General features: G+C 59.8%; 6 protein-coding genes. 4 read left to right on the forward strand and 2 right to left on the reverse strand.

All coding sequences use genetic code 11. The features are described 5' to 3' along the window. Positions 1 to 164 precede the first annotated feature (164 nt). From moaC to ACRC4F_RS06445, 4 genes are all read left to right on the forward strand, one after another. Positions 165 to 638, forward strand: coding sequence for a cyclic pyranopterin monophosphate synthase MoaC (moaC, locus tag ACRC4F_RS06430; protein ID WP_059406245.1), 474 nt, complete (start codon positions 165 to 167; stop codon positions 636 to 638). Continuing rightward, a complete protein-coding gene (gene moaD / locus ACRC4F_RS06435; RefSeq protein WP_438658582.1) occupies positions 635 to 877 on the forward strand; it encodes a molybdopterin converting factor subunit 1 in 243 nt (80 codons plus the stop codon). Before moaC ends, moaD begins: the two co-directional genes overlap by 4 nt. Positions 878 to 879: 2 nt before the next feature. Further along, positions 880 to 1332, forward strand: coding sequence for a molybdopterin synthase catalytic subunit MoaE (moaE, locus tag ACRC4F_RS06440; protein WP_145306894.1), 453 nt, complete (start codon positions 880 to 882; stop codon positions 1330 to 1332). 319 nt (positions 1333 to 1651) lie between these two features. Continuing rightward, the gene (locus tag ACRC4F_RS06445; protein ID WP_438658583.1) at positions 1652 to 2428 is read left to right on the forward strand and encodes an ABC transporter substrate-binding protein; all 777 of its coding nucleotides are present in this window, start codon (positions 1652 to 1654) and stop codon (positions 2426 to 2428) included. A 105-nt stretch (positions 2429 to 2533) separates the two neighbouring features. Here ACRC4F_RS06445 and ACRC4F_RS06450 read toward each other — a convergent pair whose 3' ends face one another. Both ACRC4F_RS06450 and ACRC4F_RS06455 read right to left on the reverse strand, forming a co-directional pair. Then, positions 2534 to 3160 (reverse strand): helix-turn-helix transcriptional regulator, encoded by a 627-nt coding sequence (locus tag ACRC4F_RS06450; RefSeq protein WP_438658584.1) that lies wholly within the window; start codon positions 3158 to 3160, stop codon positions 2534 to 2536. Positions 3161 to 3250: 90 nt separating this feature from the next. Beyond that, positions 3251 to 4378, reverse strand: coding sequence for an NAD(P)/FAD-dependent oxidoreductase (locus tag ACRC4F_RS06455; protein ID WP_438658585.1), 1128 nt, complete (start codon positions 4376 to 4378; stop codon positions 3251 to 3253). Positions 4379 to 4488: the final 110 nt, after the last annotated feature.

Below are 4488 nucleotides of genomic sequence, written 5' to 3' on the forward strand. Positions count from 1 at the left end.
GTGGCTTGCCCGCGATGGCAGCACCGCGGTGTACCTGCTGAACCGCGGCGCCTGCATCGCGGGCAAGCCACGCTCCCACAGGATTCAATGTGATCTTGGTAATCTTGCGTGCGGAAAATTGACCCGCAGGTTTACAATCGACGTTCCTGATCAGGAGTAACCCTGTGCTGACTCATCTCGATTCCCAAGGTCGCGCCAACATGGTCGACGTCACCGAAAAAGCCGTGACGTTCCGTGAAGCGACGGCCCAAGCGCTGGTGCGCATGCTGCCCGAAACCCTGCAGATGATCGTCAGCGGCGGTCATCCCAAGGGCGATGTGTTCGCTGTGGCGCGCATCGCCGGCATTCAGGCGGCGAAGAAAACCAGCGATCTGATTCCCCTGTGCCATCCGCTGATGCTCACCGGCGTAAAAGTCGAGCTCAGTGCCGAAGGCGATGACACCGTGCGCATCGTCGCGCGTTGCAAGCTGTCCGGGCAGACCGGCGTCGAGATGGAAGCGCTGACGGCTGCCAGTGTGGCGGCGTTGACCATCTACGACATGTGCAAGGCCGTGGACCGTGGCATGACCATCGAGAGTGTGCGGCTGCTGGAAAAGCTCGGCGGCAAGAGTGGCCATTTCCAGGCGGATCAACCATGAACGTCACCGTGAAGTTTTTTGCCCGCTACCGCGAAGCGCTCGGAGTGGACTCGGTCAAGGTTGAAGGCGATTTCGCCACGGTCGACGATGTGCGTGCGTTGCTGGCTCAACGTGACGGTGCCGAGGTGCTGAGCGAGCAGAACCTGATGTGTGCGCGCAACGAGGACCTCTGCCAGCTCGACGAACCGGTGACTGACGGTGACGAAGTGGCGTTCTTTCCGACCGTGACCGGGGGCTGATCATGGCGATTCGCGTGCAGTCCACGGCGTTTGATCCGGGTGCTGAGGTCAATGCCATGCACGCCGCCAATGTCGGCGTTGGCGCGGTGGTGAGTTTCGTCGGCTATGTTCGCGACTTCAATGACGGGCTCGACGTGGCCGGGATGTTTCTCGAGCACTATCCGGGCATGACCGAAAAGGCTCTCGGCAAAATCGCCCTTGAGGCTGAACAGCGCTGGCCATTGTTAAAGCTTGAAGTGCTGCACCGGATCGGCGCCCTGGAACCGGGTGAACCGATCGTCTTCGTCGGCGCCGCCAGCGCCCACCGCCAGGCAGCGTTCGACGCCTGCGCCTTTGTCATGGATTACCTGAAAACCCGTGCGCCGTTCTGGAAGAAGGAAAATACCCGTGACGGGCCGCGTTGGGTGGAAGGGCGTGACAGTGATCATGCGGCGGCGGATCGCTGGAAGCAGTAGATCTTCAGTGTTCTCTGATACGCCATCGTCGGAACGCCGCCCGGAGCCGGCTCACTCCCACAGTTGATCTCCAGGAACACAAATTTTGTGTACGACGAAGATCAACTGTGGGAGCGAGCCTGCTCGCGATGGGGCCATCCGCTTCACCCAATAACCTTCTGATTCACCACCCGACCATCGGCCAACCCCAACTGTGTCCGCCTGATTGACGATCAATACATAAAAGTCCAGTATGGAATTATAAGTACAAAAAAGGCTTCCCCCATTTCTGCTCTTCATCTGTCTTGCCAAACCAACAACAACCCGCGAGAGAACGAACATGAAGAAATTCCCCCTTATCACCGGTCTGGCCCTGAGCTTGTTGGCGTGCAGCACTTTGTTCGCCGCTGAAAAGACCCTGCGCATCGGCATCGAAGCCGCTTATCCGCCGTTCGCCTCCAAGACCGACAAGGGCGAGATCGTCGGTTTCGACTACGACATCGGCAATGCCCTGTGCGCGCAGATGAAGGTCAAGTGCGTGTGGGTCGAAGGCGAATTCGACGGTCTGATTCCTTCCCTGAAGGTGAAGAAAATCGACATGGCGCTGTCGTCCATGACCATCAACGAAGACCGCAAGAAGTCGGTCGACTTCACCCACAAGTACTACTTCACCTCATCGCGTCTGGTGATGAAGGAAGGCGCGGCCGTGGATGACCAGTACGCCAGCCTCAAGGGCAAGACGGTCGGTGTGCAGCGTGCAACCACCACCGACCGTTACGCCACCGAGGTGTTTGAACCGAAGGGCATCAACGTCAAGCGCTACGGCAACAACGAAGAAATCTACATGGACCTGGCAGCCGGTCGCCTCGACGCCATTTTTGCTGACACCATTCCGCTGAGTGACTTCCTGGCGATGCCGCGTGGCAAGGGCTATGCGTTTGTCGGGCCGGAATTGAAGGATCCGAAGTACGTGGGCGAGGGTGCCGGGATTGCGGTGCGCAAGGGCAATACAGAGTTGGTCAGTGAACTGAACACGGCCATTGATGGCATTCGTGCGAGTGGCGAGTATCAGAAGATTTCCGAGAAGTATTTCAAGTCCGACATCTACGGCGACTGACAAATCGCTATCGCTAGCAGGCTCACTCCCGCAAAGAAACGCATTCCAGTGTGGGAGCGAGCCTGCTCGCGATGAGGCCAGATCAATCAGTACACATGTGATGCGCTAACCCTTCAATTCCTTCAAATGCTTGTAAACGGTCGCCCGCCCCATGTTCAGCACGTTGGCCACATAGTTCGAAGCGCTTTTACCCTTGAAAGCCCCTTCGGCGTGCAGCGCCAGCACCAGTTCGCGTTTGTGGTCGCGCGTCAGCAGGTTCAGGCTCAACTGACGTTCGCGTAACCAGGCGTGCAGAAAGGTATTGATCCGCTCTTGCCAGTCATCGCGAAACAATGAATCCGGCTGAGGAATCAGCTTGCTCGGCGACAGGAACAGATCCAGCGCCGCCTTGGCATTTTCAAACAGCGAAATGTTCAGGTTGATGCACAGCACCGCCAGCGGATGACCTTCACTGTCGCGCAGCACGCTGCTCAGGCTGCGAATCTTCTGCCCATCCCAATTGAGCTTTTCATACGGCCCGATGTTCCGTTCGCTGACATCGTCGCTGAGCATGTCCTCCAAGGCCGCGTCATCGCCTACTTCCCGCTTGGACAGATTGTTGGCGATGTAATCGATTTTTTGCGTGCGCAGATCGTGCAGCACCACCTCGGCATGGGGGAAGAACAACGTAGCGATCGCGTCGGCGATTGCCCGGTAGTTGTCCAGGGCCGGGTCTTTTTCAGGTGCGTTCATACAGTGGAGCTCCAGGCAACGTCAGCGCCCTGCAAAAAGGGCGCTGGAAGTTTGCCGTAATCGTGTCGAAACGTCACCTGAGGACGAAAATCAGCCCAGGCGGGAAGGGGAGAGCATCTCGGCGTCCAGGCCGAAACGGCTGAGTTGTTCGGGCAAGGCTTCACCGCGTACGAGTGCCGCGCCGGCCTGGCCCATGGCGGGTGATGTCTGGATGCCGTAGCCGCCTTGCGCCGCGACCCAGAACAGCCCTGGCACGTGTTGGTCGAAGCCGCAGATCAGATCGCCGTCAGACACGAAGCTGCGCAGTCCCGCCCAGGTGCGGGTCGGACGGCGGATGGTCAGGGTGGTGGCTTCTTCGATCTGGTAGATGCCCATCGCGATGTCGAGCTCTTCAGGCTGCACGTCGTGCGGTTCGACCGGGTCGGCGTTGGCCGGCGAACCGAGGAACATCCCCGCGTCGGGCTTCATATAGAACGATTCGTCGAGGCTAACCAGCATCGGCCAATGATGAATGTCCACGCCCTCGGGGCCGGCGAAAATAAACGCCGCGCGCCGCTTCGGTTGCAGGCCCAGCGGTTTGGCTCCGGCCAACTCGCCGATCTTGTCGGCCCACGCGCCGGCAGCATTGATGAGGGTCGGCGCGCTGAAGGTCTGGCCGTTGGTTTGAACCTGCCACAAGCCTTCGGCAGTGCGGGTCAGGCTCAGCACTTCGCTGTCGGTGTGGACTTCGCCTTTATTGCGACGGATGCCGCGCAGGTAACCCTGGTGCAGGGCATCGGTGTCGATGTCGCTGGCGGTCGGGTCGTAGATCGCGCCATGGACCTTTTCCCTGCGCAAGATCGGCAGGCGCGCGCAGGCTTCGTCGGCACTGAGCAGTTGCATCTCGGCCACCGTGGCTTTGGCGCTCAGGTATTGATTGTTCAGCTCGGCCGGGTCGCCGGTGAAGTCCACGGTCATCTCGCCGCGTGGTGTCAGCAGCGGGTGTTCGCAGAAACCGGTGGGCGGCGCGTCGAAGAAGTCGCGGCTGGCCTGGGTCAATGCCCGAACCTGCGGTGTCCCATACGCGGCGGTGTAGAGCGCAGCCGAACGTCCGGTGGAGTGGTAAGCCGGATGGGATTCGCGTTCGAGCACGATTACCCGGGCGTGCTGCGACAGCCAGAAACCGGTGGAAGCGCCGGCAATCCCGCCGCCGATGATAATAAAGTCTGCCTGGCTCATGAACGTCTCCTGTAAGCCGCAATATAGATCTCCTGTAGGAGCCGGCTTGCTGGCGATGCAGGCGCCGCGGTCTGTCAGATAAACCGCGGTGATGCCATCGCCAGCAAGCC

The sequence above is a fragment of the Pseudomonas sp. genome, assembly GCF_051660785.1.
Lineage (GTDB): Bacteria > Pseudomonadota > Gammaproteobacteria > Pseudomonadales > Pseudomonadaceae > Aquipseudomonas.